The organism is Paenibacillus polymyxa, from assembly GCF_015710975.1.
GTDB lineage: Bacteria > Bacillota > Bacilli > Paenibacillales > Paenibacillaceae > Paenibacillus > Paenibacillus polymyxa.
Window position 1 is genome coordinate 922,456 of the sequence record NZ_CP049783.1, and the last position, 15,741, is coordinate 938,196.

The 15,741-nt window shown below is 43.4% G+C and carries 15 protein-coding genes; 2 read left to right on the plus strand and 13 right to left on the minus strand.

The genetic code is table 11. The features are described 5' to 3' along the window. Nucleotides 1-74: 74 nt before the first annotated feature. From G7035_RS04180 to G7035_RS04210, 7 genes are all read right to left on the minus strand, one after another. Nucleotides 75-386: a type II toxin-antitoxin system RelE/ParE family toxin gene (locus G7035_RS04180; protein ID WP_019686196.1), complete on the minus strand. Its 312-nt coding sequence runs from the start codon at nucleotides 384-386 to the stop codon at nucleotides 75-77. A gap of 22 nt (nucleotides 387-408) precedes the next feature. Next, on the minus strand, nucleotides 409-2,268 hold the full coding sequence (locus tag G7035_RS04185) for an N-6 DNA methylase (protein ID WP_019686195.1): 1,860 nt from the start codon (nucleotides 2,266-2,268) through the stop codon (nucleotides 409-411). A 182-nt stretch (nucleotides 2,269-2,450) separates the two neighbouring features. After that, nucleotides 2,451-2,729, minus strand: a complete 279-nt coding sequence (locus G7035_RS04190) for a type II toxin-antitoxin system Phd/YefM family antitoxin (protein WP_019686194.1) — start codon at nucleotides 2,727-2,729, stop codon at nucleotides 2,451-2,453. A gap of 253 nt (nucleotides 2,730-2,982) precedes the next feature. Then, on the minus strand, nucleotides 2,983-4,707 hold the full coding sequence (gene rlmD, locus G7035_RS04195) for a 23S rRNA (uracil(1939)-C(5))-methyltransferase RlmD (RefSeq protein ID WP_019686193.1): 1,725 nt from the start codon (nucleotides 4,705-4,707) through the stop codon (nucleotides 2,983-2,985). A 223-nt stretch (nucleotides 4,708-4,930) separates the two neighbouring features. Continuing rightward, nucleotides 4,931-5,812: a diacylglycerol kinase gene (locus G7035_RS04200; RefSeq protein WP_019686192.1), complete on the minus strand. Its 882-nt coding sequence runs from the start codon at nucleotides 5,810-5,812 to the stop codon at nucleotides 4,931-4,933. Between the two features lie 177 nt (nucleotides 5,813-5,989). Beyond that, nucleotides 5,990-6,778, minus strand: coding sequence for a sirohydrochlorin chelatase (locus G7035_RS04205; protein ID WP_019686191.1), 789 nt, complete (start codon nucleotides 6,776-6,778; stop codon nucleotides 5,990-5,992). Then, nucleotides 6,778-7,068 (minus strand): YerC/YecD family TrpR-related protein, encoded by a 291-nt coding sequence (locus G7035_RS04210; RefSeq protein ID WP_007428885.1) that lies wholly within the window; start codon nucleotides 7,066-7,068, stop codon nucleotides 6,778-6,780. The genes G7035_RS04205 and G7035_RS04210 overlap by 1 nt, the downstream gene beginning before the upstream one ends. A 229-nt stretch (nucleotides 7,069-7,297) precedes the next feature. Between G7035_RS04210 and G7035_RS04215 the strand changes: the two genes are divergently transcribed. Then, nucleotides 7,298-7,813, plus strand: coding sequence for a hypothetical protein (locus tag G7035_RS04215; protein WP_019686190.1), 516 nt, complete (start codon nucleotides 7,298-7,300; stop codon nucleotides 7,811-7,813). A 6-nt stretch (nucleotides 7,814-7,819) separates the two neighbouring features. Here G7035_RS04215 and corA read toward each other — a convergent pair whose 3' ends face one another. The 6 genes from corA to G7035_RS04245 form a co-directional block, all read right to left on the minus strand. Beyond that, on the minus strand, nucleotides 7,820-8,779 hold the full coding sequence (gene corA, locus G7035_RS04220; protein ID WP_019686189.1) for a magnesium/cobalt transporter CorA: 960 nt from the start codon (nucleotides 8,777-8,779) through the stop codon (nucleotides 7,820-7,822). Between the two features lie 540 nt (nucleotides 8,780-9,319). Continuing rightward, nucleotides 9,320-10,048 (minus strand): amino acid ABC transporter ATP-binding protein, encoded by a 729-nt coding sequence (locus G7035_RS04225; RefSeq protein ID WP_013369518.1) that lies wholly within the window; start codon nucleotides 10,046-10,048, stop codon nucleotides 9,320-9,322. Further along, nucleotides 10,041-11,489 carry an amino acid ABC transporter substrate-binding protein/permease gene (locus tag G7035_RS04230; protein WP_016819806.1) on the minus strand — a complete coding sequence of 483 codons (1,449 nt, stop codon included), beginning with the start codon at nucleotides 11,487-11,489 and terminating at the stop codon, nucleotides 10,041-10,043. Before G7035_RS04230 ends, G7035_RS04225 begins: the two co-directional genes overlap by 8 nt. Before the next feature lie 241 nt (nucleotides 11,490-11,730). Then, on the minus strand, nucleotides 11,731-12,720 hold the full coding sequence (locus G7035_RS04235; protein WP_016819805.1) for an inorganic phosphate transporter: 990 nt from the start codon (nucleotides 12,718-12,720) through the stop codon (nucleotides 11,731-11,733). Between the two features lie 14 nt (nucleotides 12,721-12,734). Beyond that, nucleotides 12,735-13,349, minus strand: a complete 615-nt coding sequence (locus G7035_RS04240; RefSeq protein ID WP_007428879.1) for a DUF47 domain-containing protein — start codon at nucleotides 13,347-13,349, stop codon at nucleotides 12,735-12,737. A 188-nt stretch (nucleotides 13,350-13,537) separates the two neighbouring features. Next, entirely contained in the window at nucleotides 13,538-14,632 is a 1,095-nt protein-coding gene (locus tag G7035_RS04245) for a DUF3048 domain-containing protein (protein ID WP_019686188.1), read from the minus strand. A gap of 250 nt (nucleotides 14,633-14,882) precedes the next feature. Between G7035_RS04245 and G7035_RS04250 the strand changes: the two genes are divergently transcribed. After that, nucleotides 14,883-15,401: a DoxX family membrane protein gene (locus G7035_RS04250; protein ID WP_013369513.1), complete on the plus strand. Its 519-nt coding sequence runs from the start codon at nucleotides 14,883-14,885 to the stop codon at nucleotides 15,399-15,401. The last annotated feature ends 340 nt before the right edge of the window (nucleotides 15,402-15,741 follow it).

Below are 15,741 nucleotides of genomic sequence, written 5' to 3' on the forward strand. Positions count from 1 at the left end.
TTTGACTATTCGAGTTTGTAGCAAAGATAGACAATGAAGAGAGGCTATTCAATCAACATTGATTAAAATTATTATCAAAGTAGTTTTTCATGATTGCGTTTACTATATATAACTCGTCGGATTTCTACAATATCATCAAAAACAACGTAGAATACAATATAATTCTCAACAACAAGCATTCGAAATTCATCCTTAAGCTTAAAGTTGTTTTTATAGAGATGTCCAGAGAAAGGAAATTGTTCTAACTTTGAAATGGCCCTATCTAACTTATCAACAAGATTAATTGCAGCTTGTGGTGCAGAAAGTTGTTCGCTTATATAATTAACAATCTCTAGCAAGTCTGATTGTGCTAGGGTGAGGTAACGTAATTTATACTTCTTTTCCATTAGAGGACTCCTTTAATTTTGATTACGTATTATGAATTCCTAATTTTTCAAGCAGTACTTGCTTTTGTATGACAAATCTTTCTTTAGTTTCTTTGATTATTTCTTCATATTCCTGTTTGTTATATTTGAGTTTCTCACCTACTTCATTCATTAATTCTATAGTAAATGTCGGGACTTCAAGTTGCTCTAATTTAGAGGGATTAATTAGTTTAATTGTAGTACCAGTTTGTAGACCATCAATCATTCTACGTCCCACCTCACTTTGTAAAAATTCATACAAAACATATACGTTGTACCGTTTAGGATCCACTCGAATAATCGATAAATTCCCGCTAATAAATGCCTTTTTATATGGCTCTTCGACAATGACAAACTTGATAGTTGAGCCTTTGGAGGTAATCAGAATATCCATTGGTTGAATCGCAAACTTTTCCAACCAATCTGGCTTTTTATAAGTTATTTTTGACTCCTCATCATAAGTAATTCTTCCATTCTCTATATCTTTAATATTTAGAAGATAGTGTGTAGTAGCTATAGAAAGTTCTTCATATTCCTCTTTAGACAATTGAACACCACGTCTAATCTCAGCAATCTCAGCAAGCTTAACTGTTTGGTGAAATGAATTTTTAAGAATATCAAAAACTAAATATTCTTTTGAATTAAGACTGTACTTGTAGTGTCTGATTTTTTCAACATCAATAAATCTACAAAACCATTCTTCTTCTGTCCCAGTCCAATAAGCGTCAATTATTTTACTTATTCCATCTTCAGTAATAGTATGTTGATTTCTATTAATCTTATATGAATGCTCACTAGCATCTATAAACAATATTTTTCCAAGTCTACTTTTCGGCTTAGCTTTATTAAAAATGATTAACTCCGTACTAATACTAGTCTTAGAGTAAAGACTCTCAGGCAGCGTGATAATTGCTTCGATTAAATCATCTTCAATAATTGCTTTTCTTATGTTAACCTCAGTGCTTCTAACTAATGTTCCTTTTGTCCCAACTACAATGGCCTTGCCTTTCTCATTCAGATGATATAAAACATTCTGATAAAATGCCCAGTCAGCAGAACTCCTTGGCGGAATACCATACTTGTATCTAGGATCATTAAGAGCGCTCTCACTATTCCATTTAACTCCAAATGGGGAATCTGATAAAATAAAATCAAAGGTTTGCTGCTCACCTTCTTTGCTCACAATGTCTAAAACATCTTTATTAATGATAGTTGTATTTGGCACTCTATTTACAATCATTAATAGCTTTGATATCAAACATGCGGAAACATTTATCTCTTCTCCATAATATGACATGCGGCTAGCTTCCTCTAGTGTTTCTAAACGACGAGACATCTCAAGAGCTACACTAGAAATCCCCGAGCAAAAATCAGCAAATGACTGAATATATTTAAAATCTACTAAACCCAAAGACAGTTTAGTTATCGCATCCGGAGTTTCATGTGCGCCTTCCTCTTTACTAAATTCAAATGCCAATAAATTAATAAGCTGAACAATTTCTTTTTGATCAATAAATTGAAAACTACTTAATCTGTCTATCACTATTCTTAATGTCCGCATAGTAGAGATGCTGGTAAATTGAAGGGACGAATCAATAAGCCCCGTGAATATTCCCTTTAAATCTTCATTATGGAACTCCAATTGTTTAATTTTATTGACTAGATTATCAACTATTGAATTTTCTACTGGCTGCACCCAGTTCTGCTCAAATTTCTTTGAATTATTTTGTTCAAAGCTATCCAGGTAATAACTGGATACTACGACTAATAAAATGCGAACAGATTGCTCACTAGTATACAATCCCCTTAACTCATCAAGACATGCCTGCATTAATTTATTTAATTCAATTTCTCTATAAATCACAAGCACTCTCCTTCCCCTTTAGGTATAGGTATACCTAATTAAAATATCAAAAAAAATAGGTATTTATATACCTAAAATATATCTTAACATGGTGTAAATTGGTTTGTCAAACACTCCCAATACCTTTTGTATCCATCATATCACTAAAAACCGGGAGCAATCCCCGGTTTTCATGACACGACTTATTCCTCTTGTTTAGTGCTAATTTTCATTCTTAATTTATTAAAGACCTCAGCGTGGCTATAACGTAATTTCGAACTATCTGCCTCTAGCTCTGCCTCTTTCAACTTTATAAAAATCTCGTTATCGTGCTGAATATTCTCATATTGCTCAATACTCATGACAACCATATCGCCATATCCGTTTTTTGTGAGGAAAACTGGCTCACGGCTCTCGTGAACAATTTTTGATATCTCAGTAAAATTATTTCGCAGATCGGATACAGGCCTAATTTGTGGCATAGAATCCCCTCCTTTACATATCGTTATATTATCATTATTATGATAACACTTCAACAATTCTAATTCATTTTGTGACTAATTTTGACCCCACCTCTATAAAGCGTCCTAAAAGAATACCTTTCAATATGAATCCGTATATCTATACCACCGACTTCTCATGCTTTTGAATTAATAAAATATATTCCCACACTCAATCCTAAAACGTTATTTGGAATGCAGGAATATATTCAAGTTGCTCTTAAACCCTCGTTCATCAATGCTTCTCATCTCGATATATTACTACCACGGCCTCCACATGCACTGTATGCGGGAACATATCCACAGGCTGTACTTCCACTGTTTTATACCCGCCGTCCTCCAATATCCTTAAATCCCGCGCCAGTGTGCTTGGGTTACAGGATACATACACCACGCGCTCTGGCTTCATCTCCAGGATGGTGTGGAGCAGGCGTGGGTCGCAGCCCTTGCGAGGCGGATCGACGACGATAACGTCGGCGGTGATGCCTTGTTCTTTCCACGCAGGAATGACATCTTCGGACGCGCCTACCTCAAACTTTACATTACGCATTTCGTTCAATAGCGCATTACTTCGTGCATCGTCAATGGCTTCTTTGACGATCTCCACCCCATACACCTGATCTGCATGCTGAGCGAGGAACAAGGAAATCGTGCCGATGCCGCAATACGCATCAATTACTGTTTCTTTGCCTGTGAGTCCGGCGTATTCGACTGTTTTGCTATACAGCACTTCCGTTTGTACGGGATTCACCTGATAAAAGGATCGCGCGGAAATCGCAAACTGGACGTTTCCAATGTAGTCGTAGATCACGTCACGACCCCACAGTACACGAGTCTCGTCGCCAAAAATAACGTTCGTTCGCTTTGTATTCACGTTCTGGCATATGCTTGCCACGTGTGGAATATGCTCACGGATACTGCCGATCCACGCATCTGCATGCGGAATATCTCGTCCATTCGTGACGAGCACCAGCATCATTTCACCCGTGCGGAAAGCAGTCTTTACAACGACATGGCGCAGCAGCCCACGTCCGGTTTCTTCATTATATGCACTGATGCCCAGCATTCGGCCAATCTCTTTCACACGTGCGACAACTTCGTCATTGCGCTCGTCTTGAATGAGACAAGTGTTCATATCCACGATGCGATGGCTGCCGCGTGCATAGAAGCCGCCGACAAGCCCGCCCTCGGTGACACCAATCGGGACCTGGGCTTTGTTGCGGTACCGCCACGGCTCACTCATACCAAGCGTAGGATGCACCACTACACCTTGTACATGCGGCAAATCAACGGATGTGTCGTCGTCATCCGCCACACTCAGCTTCCCGATACGTTCCAGCACATCCACTACATGCTGTCGCTTCCAACTGAGCTGCGCTTCATAGCTCATATGCTGGATCTGACAACCGCCACATTGATCGTAGATGGCGCACGGAGCTGCAATCCGGTCAGGGCTAGATTGCACAATATCCAGCAGCTTGGCATAGCCATATTGTTTTTTCGTTTTCAGCACCTTGACCCGTACCTTTTCACCCGGTAACGCACCTGGAACGAACAGTGTAAAACCCTCGACACGACCTACACCCTCGCCGTCATGGTTCATGCCGATGATGTCTAACACGGCCTCATCATTCTTTTGCACAGGCAGATCGCTACGCTCTGCATTAGACCTGCTACGATTGGAAGCTTCCTGATTCCGTCTATCGTTACTCCGTTCACCTTTGGAAAAATGACGAGATTTCCGTTCATTCCCCCGCATTTCCCGATCCGAATTATCCATATTTCCATTTTTGTTTTCGGTTCCAGCCCGAAGCATTCTATTCCCAGCTCCAACTCGTGACTGTTCCAGTTCTCTCTCTTTTTTCACCTGCATGGTCTTTTTGTGCTGATTCCCTTGAACTGGAGTTGTTGTTGCTGTATTCCGGCGGCTTTTTCCACGTCCGCTACGGTTATTCGTCATGATGGTCACTTCTTTCTGTTCTTCTTTTCATGCTTATCTTCATTCAGCCATATCATTCAAATCGTCATCTAGACGATGTTTAAACATCAACTCGAAAATGCCGTTACTCCCCACGGAGAACGGCAAGGACCGATATGTTCCCTACATAAACAATTATCTACTCTGCGTTCTGTATGTCGCACTGCTCAACCAACTGGGAACCAATTCATTCCCGTTCATTTCCTTACCGAAAAACATTCAAATGATGCGGAAGATTCCGGAAGGTCGCTGGCAGTGTGCCTCCTAATTCGCCATCCAGATTAAGCTGGACATAGCCAGGTGAGGTCACTTCCATGTAATCTGTTCTGAAATAAACGATTTTTTTGTCCTGCAAGTGCTCCCCGCGCAGCGCAAGTGTAACCAAGCGGATCATTTCCGCCAAATTGCATTTGCGCACAGCGATGACATCGAGCAGTCCATCATCTATTGTCGCCCCAGGAGCAAGCTTTTCAAACCCGCCCACCGAATTTGTATTCGCGATCAGGAAAAGCATAAATTCGTCGTGGATCACTTCCTGACCCGTTGCCTTGATGATCAGCTCCTGTGGAGCAAGGCTGACCATTTTCTCCATACCTTTAAAATAATACGCCAATTGGCCAATCATCGTTTTGAGCTTGCTTGGAACTTCATACGTAAGCTCGGTTAAAGTTCCGCCGCCTGCGATGTTGATAAAGTAGCGGTCATTGGCTTTTCCGATATCCAGTGGCTTCGGATTTTGACGAATAACGAGGTCACAATAATCCTCCCAGTGCTTGGGAATGCCCAGTGCTCTGGCAAAATCATTCGTCGTTCCCAGAGGAAACACACCCAGAGGCGGGCGGTTTTCCCTTTCAGCCATCCCGTTAATGACCTCATACAATGTACCATCGCCACCAGCGGCAATAATCATATCATAGCCACGCTCAACGGCCTCTGTTGCGGCACGCGTTGCGTCCCCTTCTCCTGTAGTTGCATGGCAAGAGGCCTCAATGCCACCTTCATCCAGGCGCTGCAAGACATCCGCAAGGCGACGTTTCATTTCCTCACGCCCAGAGGTCGGGTTATAGATTAATCTAGCTCTTTTCATTCCGTTACGCCACCCGTATATTTAATGATATTTATATTCACATCGCAGTTCATCACATTCAGTCTGTACAAAATATCATCATACTGGAAAAAGACCTCTTTTACAATAAAAGAAGCCAGTCACTATCCAAATAAGGGAATTTCAGGTTAGAAACACTATCACCGAATTCAGACCATCTTATCTATTGTCAGTCCTTGCTTGTTTCTGCATACTCTGTAACAGTTCACAAACTTGTCTGTCCATCCAGCTTGTAAGCAAAGGATGCGGCAATAAAGGATCTCCTGAGTAACGATAATCGAGTCCCTGTAAGCGTTTGGGAATCATATGCCTTGTAAAATAACCCGAACTCAAAAACAGCGGTGCCACAATAACATCATGACCCCGCTCCTGATTCCAATACGCTGCCTTGTCATGCACACCCTCAGGATTTAACAAAGCGTAATCCGTGATGATACCACTCACGTTTTGCACCGTACGGGCCAACGAGGAAATCCCTTGCTCCCAGCGCTGAAGAAAGCCGTTGTGCACGCTCCCGTGTCCTACGAGTAAAATGACCTCGCGCGCAGGATCGACTGACAACGAGCGAACCTTGTCCCACACCATGCGGGCAACATCTTCGCCATCATCCAATGGACTACCAAAATGCACACGTGCCTTCAATCGAAACGGCTCCAAATCCGTTTCTTTGTCTGGCGCAGCTTTGACTCCCAGCGCATAGCTAATTTCATCTACATGCGTACTGCCTGATGACACAAACAAAGGAATAACTAGTAAATCTGTTACCCCCAAGGCTTCCAAACGGTCAATCCCATCTTGAATCAATCTTCCTTTAACCGTTTCCAAAAATGAAACCTCTATCGGCATTTCTTCCAGCAATTGAAGCTTTGCAACTGCCTGATCCACCTGTTCCACCCAATATGGCTCTCTAGAGCCATGACTGATGACCAGTATCCCAGGGATCTGCATTAGCGACCTAAACGTTCCAGAGTCATTTTATACCCGTCATTCCCATAGTTCAGACAACGTTTCACACGTGAAATGGTGGCTGTACTGGCGCCTGTCTCAGCTTCAATCTGATTATATGTGCTGCCTTTACCAAGCATACGGGCAACCTCCAGACGTTGGGAGAGGGATTGAATTTCATTAATTGTGCACAGATCATCAAAAAATACATAGCACTCTTCCAAATTTTTAAGAGTTAAAATAGCTTCGAACAATTGATCAATACTTTTATCATTAAGCTTTTTAAGCTGCATAGATTATCATCTCCCAAAGGTTACAATCTCTCCTCATTGTACTCGACAAATAGTTAGTTTTTCAAGCATTAACGGTTTCACGCATTACAGAACAACATTACATGACTACAGAAACTTCCTGTACGAATGCCCAAATCCGCTTTTATACCTCATTTCAGGACACGCGCCTAAACCCACTGTGCGTTTGTAACATACAGTAGAGTATCAATCTGCAAAGGAATGTGATCTCATGCCTGGACATTACTATCATCGGAGGGCGCAAACGCGTTCCATTTCCGATCCGTATAGTTCAACTCCTTATCCTGGACTCGATCCCTACAGCGAAGTTCCGCAAGTCGATTCCTCCGCCGTGGTGCCTTATGAGGCACCAGCGAGCATAACAGATGCCGCCGTGGTCACGCCAGACCCCGCCCCAGCCAAAGGAGGGCTGCTTGGCGGTCTTGGCAATCTTGGTAATCTCAACGATATTAAAGGTATTATTGACCGTATGGGCGGTATTGACGGGATTGTTGCTACGGTCGGCAAGGTACAAAAGATCATGTCTAGCGTGCAGCAATTTGCTCCGATGGCAAAACTGATTATGGGCTCGCTCCCAGCATTCAACAAAAACGCAAGCAAAAAAACGACAACACCAATTACTGAGGAACTGGATGAATATACACCACCACGCCGACGCCGGAAAAAGACATTGCGCAAAAGTACCACAACCCCGCGCAGACGTCCGCGCAAACGCACAAGAAAGTAGGCTATTTTATTTAAACCAACCTCGGCGCATAAACCACACCACCATCGCAACACTCAATAAGAACATAAAGAGCAGTACGCCAAAATATCCATATTTCCAGCCCAACTCGGGCATATTCGAAAAATTCATACCATAAATTCCTGCAATCAGCGTCAAGGGCATAAAAACGGTCGTAATTACAGTCAGCGTCTTCATAATTGAATTCATGCGATTGGAATTAAGCGATATGTAACTGTCTCTCAGGTCGGCTGTCATCTCGCGGTCGGCCTCCAGCATGTCCGTCAGCTTCAATAAATGATCATAGATATCCGTAAAATAAGCCATATGATCCCCCTGACCCTGCACATGCTGCGAATTTAAAACACGGTACATCAGATCACGCATCGGGACGATTGTACGGCGCAGCTTGAGCAACCTGCCACGCAGGTCAAACACCTGCTTCATTAATTCCTCTACCGATTCGTGTGCGCCCAAACCTTCCAGTTCGGCTAATTCATCCTCAATGATGAAAAGGCTTGGAAAATAGTTGTCTACCAGCTTGTCCATCACTGTATAAGCTGCAGCCAGCGGTCCGCGAGACCATATTTTGCGTTCGTTCGCATGCTCGACAATCCGCTCCCAGGCCTGATCCAGCTCCTCTAGTTCATGATGGTGATATGTAACCAAAAAACGGCTGCTAATAAACATATCCACCTCTTCCGCCTCTAATGTATCTACATCAAGCGCATGTACCACCAGAAACTGTACATTCTCGTAATAATCCAACTTGGGACGTTGCAGAACATGCATACAATCCTCTACAGCCAGCGGGTGAAAATGAAAATAACTCGTCAGCAGCTCTGACTCTTGATCTGTAGGCTCGTTAAAGTCAGCCCAGATCCATATGTAATCTTCCATGACAATCTGCTCTAACGGTTGTCCCACCGTCACCTGATGATCGTGCCCTATAGTCAATGTACGTATCACCGTACGTCCCCCTCGCATATACTGCCGTCTTATGTGTTATTTATATTTTATATAAGCCATTCCACATTATACAAATCTCAAGTTCTAGGTTTCATATGCTCTAATGAAGAAAAGGATATCTCCGGGCCAGCACGCTCCCGAAGATATCCTTAAAATAATTCATTCGTTACCCCTTAAATCTTTTTTCATTTCTTATACAGTTGTGGGATGCCCTGTTCCACCATTCAAATCGAATGATGCTTACTCGCTATATCCCCCTCGGCGCAGCAAGCAGAGCGCTGCGCCAATTCCCTCTGCCTATCCCACCTATTTAAAAGTGGGGCAGGCTTTTGCCAAGAAAGGAGCAGATTCAGCGGGCAGTAGCGGAGCGGTACATTTGAATCTGGAGAAGCGAAGCGCTCGCCTTTGCCCCTGAATTCTAACCTTTTCATGTGTTACATAATCCAAAAAAATTCAGAGGCAACAGCGATCGGAAGATCAAATGGAACGCGGAGCGGTCTCCTATGTCTTCGCCTGCACTCCCGGCAAACCCTGTCCCACTTACAATACTTTCTCCAAGAAACTTATAGTCCGCTCGTTTTTCGGATTACCAAATACCTCTTGCGGTGTTCCTTCTTCCACGATGTAACCACCGTCCATAAATACGACACGGTCACTTACTTCACGCGCAAAGCCCATCTCATGCGTTACGATCATCATCGTCATGCCTTCGCGAGCCAGATCTTTCATTACGCCGAGCACTTCGCCCACCATTTCAGGATCAAGCGCCGAGGTTGGCTCGTCGAACAGCATAATGTCTGGGTTCATTGCCAGCGCACGTGCAATCGCCACACGCTGCTTCTGACCGCCGGAAAGCTGTCCTGGCAATGCATCTGCCTTATCGGCCAAACCTACACGATCCAGCAGCTTCATAGCTGTCTCACGTGCCTCTGTCTTCGTCTGTTTGCCCAGTTCAGTCGGTGCGAACATAATGTTCTTGAGCACCGTCATATGCGGGAACAGATTGAAATGCTGAAACACCATCCCTATATTTTCACGGACCTTGTTAATGTCCACGTTTTTGTCACCTAATTTGTAATCATCGACGATGACCTCACCAGCTGTAATTTCCTCCAGCATATTCATACAACGTAAAAACGTACTTTTCCCTGAACCCGAAGGGCCAATGACGCATACAACTTCGCCTTCCCGCACTTGCATGTCAATGCCTTTCAGCACCTGGTTACTGCCATAGCTTTTTTTCAGGTTTTTAACGATAATTTTACCCACGGCGAACTCTCCCTTCAAGACGGTTGGAAATTTTGGTCAGGACTGTAATGACGATAAGATACATCACCGCAACGACCAGCCAAATATCAAAGGATTGGAACGTCCGTGCAATAATGATCTTGCCCGATTGAGTCAATTCAACCAGACCGATAACCGACAGAATGGACGTATCCTTCAACGTAATAACCAACTGATTGATAAACGACGGGATCATGATTTTCACGGCTTGTGGCAAAATGATCTTCAGCATGGCTGTCCGATACGGCAAACCAAGCGAACGAGCGGCTTCCATTTGTCCCGGATCAATGGACTGAATACCCCCGCGAATAATTTCGGTCACATAAGCACCAGCGTTTAGGGATAACGTCAACACCGCCGCGACAAAAAGCGGCATTTTAAAATCGAGTGCCTGTGGGATACCGAAGTAAATAAAGAATGCAAGTACGATCAATGGAATACCACGGAATACATCAACGAAAACAGTTGCAATACCGCGGAACACCTTGTTATGGCTCACTTTCATAAAGCCAAACACCAGTCCCAGCAAAAAGGCTACGAGCAAGGATACCAGGGTGTACAACAGCGTATTTCCCATCCCTTTAATCAACGCAGGCAGCGAAGCGGAAATGAGTTCCCAGCGGCTGCGTTCTACAGGAGCCACACCTTTGCCGGATTCTCCCAGGTATTTGGACATAATTTTGTCATATTCCCCGCTGTTACGAAGATTCACAAGCCCTGCATTGAATTTTTCTAGCAGCTCCGCATTTTTGCCTTGGTTGACAGCGAAACCGTAAGAGCCACCTTTTTCCTTATCAGTCACCAGCTTAAGACCATTATTCTGAGTCACACCGTATGCCAGTACCGGATAATCATCAAAGCAGGCAACCGAGTTACCTGTTTTAACTTCATCATACATTTGAGAAGAATCGTCGAACGGAACGGTAGTAAAGCCATATTTTGCCTTAATGGATTCCGCGAATGTGTAGCCTTGTGTTCCTGTTTTGACAGCGACACGCTGTCCTTTCAGGTCCTCATAGCGTTTAATCGTATCATTATCCTTACGGACCGCCATGACAACACCTGAGTCGAAATAGGGCTCAGAAAAATCAAATTTTTGCTTGCGTTCATCTGTAATACTCATCCCGGCAATGACACCATCCACTTGATTCGTTTCAAGGGCCTGCACTGCCGCGTTAAAGCCAAGTGGCTTAACGGTATACTCAAAATTCTGGTCCTTAGCAATAGCTGCCAGTAAATCCATATCAATTCCGACAAATTTACCATTTACATCTTCAAACTCAAAAGGCGCGAACGTTGTATCCGTGCCGATATCATACTTTGTTTTATTTTCTGCGTGGGCCACTACACCGAAATTACCGGCCAGGGCAACCACAGAAAACAAACAAATCATGAGTGCTATTAGTTTTCTTGGTTTTTGCATAAGATCCTCCAGTCAGTTGAACGGTTCAAAGTTTTCTGTTTATTCTACAGGAGTTATTAAAAATTGACTACTTTGATGTCAGGTATTTTTTAAAAAACATCTCATGGAACTATCTGGATGTGTAAACTTTAGAGATGTATTTTTGCCCGAGAATGCCAATAAGCCCCTGCCGCAAAAAGCGGACGGAAGCTTATTGTGTATCCTATATTGTATGTTCTTTTTCTAGAAACCATGAAGAAAACTAGAAAAGAATTTTGAATATCAAACCTGACAATAGCGCAGAAATTGGAATCGTTATTACCCAGGTTATTACAATACGACCAGCTAATGACCAGCGAACCGCACTAAAACGCTTCGCAGACCCTACACCCAGAATAGCCGAAGTAATGGCATGAGTGGTACTTACTGGCAAATGGAGTAAAGTAGCTGTGAATATAACGGAAGCCCCCGAAACATCGGCTGCAAATCCATTGATTGGGTCAATTTTAAAAATCTTAGTTCCCATCGTCTTGATGATCTTCCAGCCCCCAATAGACGTACCAAGCGCCATGGCTGTTGCAGCTGAAATTTTCACCCACATGGGTACTTCCAAATGATCTTGATACCCTGCCGAGACGAGTGCAAACGTGATAATCCCCATCGCCTTCTGAGCATCATTCGTACCATGCGTAAACGACTGAATAGCTGCCGTAATCACCTGCATGGTGCGAAAACCCTTGTTCACCGTATGCGGACTGCGATAAGCAAAGATGTATTTCAAAATCATCATCACAATGTAACCGACAACAAAAGCAATCAACGGGGAGAAAATAAGACCCTCAACAATCCCGATGAAGCCGCTCCAATTTAATTTATCCTGTCCTGCACCTACATACACCGCTCCGGCCAACGCACCAATCAATGCATGGGAAGAGGATGAAGGAATACCGAACCACCAAGTCAAGAGATTCCAGATAATGGCGGCGATCAACGTCGCAATGACGATATCAATTCCGTTCGTAAGCTTGGTTGGATCAGCGACACTTCCACCAATGGTCTTGGCAACCCCGGTAAACAAGATCGCTCCGAGAAAGTTCATAACCGCAGCCATAATAATCGCACGTCGCGGCGTCAATGCACGGGTCGAGACCGAAGTAGCAATTGCGTTCGCCGTATCATGAAATCCATTAATAAAATCAAATGCCAGAGCAAGAAAAATAACAATACCTAATACCAGTAAACTTGTATCCATGTAAAAGGACTCCCTTACGAGTTACGCATAATGATGGATTCCAGCATATTTGCAACATCCTCGCATGAATCCGTTGTCGTTTCAAGGCGTTCGTACAATTCTTTGCGTTTAATCAGCTCAATAGGATCAGTTACAGTTGCAAACAGGTTTTTGATGCAAATACGCAGTAATTCATCCCCCTGATTTTCCAAATCATTCAGGCGAATGGTGTATTCACGAATAGCCAGCAATTTTTTCTGTGAAAGCAAATGTACAGCCTTTTGAATTTCGTAAGCTGATTGACGCAAAATATCAGCGAACTGCACAATATACTCGTCCGGCTCTGTAATGTTGTACATATAAAAACGAGAGGCTGTCGCTTCAAGACCGTCCAGCACATCATCCATGGTCGTTGTCAGTTCCATGATATCGTCGCGTTCGAGCGGCGTAATGAAGGTCTTGTTCAACTCAGTAATAATCGTGTGTGTGTAATCATCACACTTATTTTCATACTTCTTCATCTCATTGGTAAACAAAGTCACATCTTGAAGATTTGAAGTATGTTGGGCAAAATAATCGGCTGCTTGCACGATCGTATCTGCCATATTTTCCAACGTCTCGAAGAATATATCCTTTTTCTTCAATCTCATAACGATTACCCCTTTACGAAAATATCCGCAACCTGTTTCGACTGCAATAGACAACCTTTGCTATCTTATCACACTCATCAATGTTTTTGTAATGTTTGTAAAAGCAAATTTCTAGATATACGTATACAATGCCCGACATGGAAGGTCATTATCCGACAATTTTTCCCTAAAAAGGAGTATTACGTTTTCTAATTTACTTCTATTGTTACATGTTCCGCTAGTAAAGTATCTGCAGGTACCACATGTATATAGGATGTACCTGGCGTTAACGGGATTTCAACCCCATTTTTCATAAACCGAATCGCATCGCCAGATATATGCTGCCATTCAGCACGTATTAGCTTTCCTTGTTGAAACACCATGGCTTCTCCGCTACCGTCCAGCTCAACACTTAGTCTACCTACATCATCCAACGTTCGATGCCTCGTGCTCATCACAATCACATTGGCCGCTGAGAGCTGTTGATTATTATTTTGATCTAGATGTGACTTTTCGTTCACAAAACGCTTATATCGTTGATCAGCTGGATCATAGGTATAAGATACGCGATAGCTTTTTAACAAAAATCGGATGTGCAAAGAGACAGCACTCTCGTCCACCATAACTGGAGTTTCGCCAGTTTTAAGATAACGATATACTGGAACCTCCGTCTGCTTGGCATACCCTTTGCTATCGCTTCCTTTACGCAGTCTGCTCACATCTGTGTATAAATTATGTGGAGGACGACGGTCTTTGCTTCGCCAGAAGTAAGCCCCTCCATTTGAAATCTCGTCCAGATGTTCCTTCCGCTGCTGCTGTAAAATCGCATAGGCATCTGTACTTCCCCCTGCATGTATCGGCAACGCACCATAGGTTTCGCCCAGTTCAATCAAATATGGCCGAATACTGCGGACCGGACCAATCTTCACATCACCACCATGACTTTGGAAAAAAGCTACCAAACGGGTAATTCCGCCTTCTGCAAGAACCTCATATACCATGTCTGCCTGGCTAAGCCCTGCCTGTGGACGCGCAGCCGGGGCATTGTTAATCATGACAGCCAGTGGCCGCTCCAAAACAGGCTGCTCCACCGGAAGCCCGGTAAGCGGAGCTGTAAATGCCGGAACAGATGGCTCCTTAGGCGGTTCAAGCATCTTCTTCTCTGTTTCTTGCTGGTTCGGTTGGGGAACGGATTCAGATTCACCCGTATTGGACAAAGCAGAACAAGATATCATTGTCATGCATAACAGAGCTGAGGCCATCACACGCAACCAATGATTTCGTTGAAACATGGGCCCGGACAAGTTCATCCCTCCACATCGTTATTTTTCTCATTATAAGCTTTATTTCCTGTTTTTGTCTTGATTGAGGCATTACCTCTCTATAGAATACTTATCTAAAGACATTAAAATTTAAAAAATATTCGAACTTTGTGATTTTTATCACAAATAACTGTAACTGAACCTAATACAATAAAGGTGTAGCAAAGATGATCATCCCAAACAAAATGAAATACAACCCATCATTATAGATTAAGAAAGAGGAGTGATTTGAATGTTTAACAACTGGTTACGTGAGAACAAAGTAGCAATGTGGCTGCTGACTGTAGTACGGGTTTATCTAGGTTATGAATGGATGACCCACGGACTTGAGAAGCTGACTGGCGGATTCGATGCAGGTGGATTTATCTCGGGGGCCATTGCTAAAACAGGTGGAGATCATCCCGCTGTACAAGGCTGGTGGGGATCGTTCCTTGAAGCCTTTGCCCTGCCGAATGTCGGTTTGTTTAACGTCCTGATCCCATTGGGTGAGTTCTTGGTCGGGGTTGGCCTACTGCTTGGTACATTGACTACACTGGCTACTTTGATGGCTATGGTTATGAACTTCTCGTTCCTGTTCTCGGGTACAGTAAGCACCAATGCAATCTACCTGTTGGTTGAAATCTTCCTTATCGTTGCTGGTGCAAATGCCGGAAGAATCGGCTTTGACCGTTGGGTACTGCCCTTCCTGCGTGGACTGTTTGGTAAAAATAAAGATACTTATCAAACGGACCCCAATCGAAAAATAGCTTAACTATCCAAAAAACAACCGTTATCCTCTGGCTAATGGTTGTTTTTTTGTGCAGCTATGCTGCTTCTCTTTGGTGTTTTTTGCAGCTATGCTCCTTCTCTTCGGTGTTTTTTGCCAGCTATGCTCCTTCTCTTCGGTGTTTTTGTGCAGCTATGCTGCTTGTATGTGTGACCATGCTACCCCTCCTCTATTTAAATGAACAAAGGAGTCCTCAAGTCCACTCTGACTTGGAGACTCCTTTTTCGGATTCATCTTCCCCCACAAACGTTTACAAGTTGGATACAACATGGAATGTTCACGATACATTTACCCTGTACACTACAGTTACATCAAAGAACGCAAT